This is a genomic window from Microbacterium sp. UBA837, from assembly GCF_002296025.1.
Lineage (GTDB): Bacteria > Actinomycetota > Actinomycetes > Actinomycetales > Microbacteriaceae > Microbacterium.
Window position 1 is genome coordinate 2,732 of sequence record NZ_DBHD01000020.1, and the last position, 1,307, is coordinate 4,038.

Annotated in this window: 2 protein-coding genes; one reads left to right on the top strand and one right to left on the bottom strand. The window is 66.6% G+C overall.

Annotation, left to right across the window (positions count from 1 at the left end; genetic code table 11):
- On the top strand, positions 1-273 hold a 273-nt coding region (locus B3587_RS01650; RefSeq protein WP_292726049.1), incomplete at its 5' end, for a hypothetical protein.
- A 112-nt stretch (positions 274-385) separates the two neighbouring features.
- Here the strand turns inward: B3587_RS01650 and B3587_RS01655 are convergent.
- The coding region (locus B3587_RS01655; protein ID WP_292726051.1) for a S1 RNA-binding domain-containing protein at positions 386-1,307 on the bottom strand (922 nt) is incomplete at its 5' end.

A 1,307-nucleotide genomic window follows, 5' to 3' on the forward strand; every position in this document is an offset into this window, starting at 1 on the left:
GTGGCGGTGTGGGTTCCGGCGGAGGCTGTCACGCTGGTGGGCGGTGTCGCCGCGCTTGTCACAGCCGTGTTGAAGCTCACGGCTCGGCCGTACTGGGCCTATGCGGCGGCGCTGACGGTGACGATCGTGTTGACGTCGTTCGCGCCGCGCGAGGTGCTCGCCGGTGATGCGATGCGGGTGGGGATCACCGTGGGCGCGGCGTTGCTGACGGCGGCGGCTGCGGTCGTGGTGGCGCGTTTCCTTCCCGCGCGACCGGCGTCCTCCGACCGCTGACCGAGCACATCGCGGTCCCCAGGAACGCTGAAAGGCCGGGACCCCCAAGCGGGGATCCCGGCCTTTCGTTGCTGTGTGGTGCTACCGGCTGTGATGCGGGTGGTGCCGGGTTTTAGCGGCCCGAGAGCTTCTCGCGAAGAGCCGCGAGTGCCTCGTCATCCGCGAGCGTGCCCACGGGGCTTTCGCTCGAGTACGAGCCCGAACCGGATGCCGAACCGCTGTAGTCCTCGTCCTTGGCCTTGGTGGCCTCGGCTTCGGCGGCCTTGGCAACCGTAGCCTTGTGGGCTTCCCAGCGCGCCTGGGCTGCAGCGTATTCCTGCTCCCACTTCTCGCGCTGCTCGTCGAAGCCTTCCTTCCACTGGTTGGTCTCGGGGTCGAAGCCCTCGGGGTACTTGTACTCCCCGTTCTCGTCGTACTCCGTGACCATGCCGTAGAGGGCCGGGTCGAACTCGACACCGAAGGGGTCGATCGAGTCGTTGGCCTGCTTCAGCGAGAGCGAGATGCGGCGACGCTCGAGGTCGATGTCGATGACCTTGACGAAGACCTCTTCGCCGACCGAGACGACCTGCTCGGCGAGTTCGACGTGCTTGCCCGAGAGCTCGGAGATGTGCACGAGGCCCTCGATGCCGTCTGCGACGCGAACGAACGCACCGAACGGAACGAGCTTGGTGACCTTACCCGGTGCGATCTGGCCGATCGCGTGGGTGCGGGCGAACACCTGCCACGGGTCTTCCTGGGTGGCCTTGAGCGAGAGCGACACGCGCTCGCGGTCGAGGTCGACCTCGAGGATCTCGACAGTGACTTCCTGGCCCACCTCGACGACCTCGGATGCGTGCTCGATGTGCTTCCACGAGAGCTCCGAGACGTGCACGAGACCGTCGACGCCACCGAGGTCGACGAACGCACCGAAGTTGACGATCGACGAGACGGTGCCCTTGCGGACCTGGCCCTTGTGCAGGTTGTTGAGGAAGTTCGAGCGCGACTCCGACTGGGTCTGCTCGAGCAGCGCACGGCGCGAGAGCACGACGTTGTTG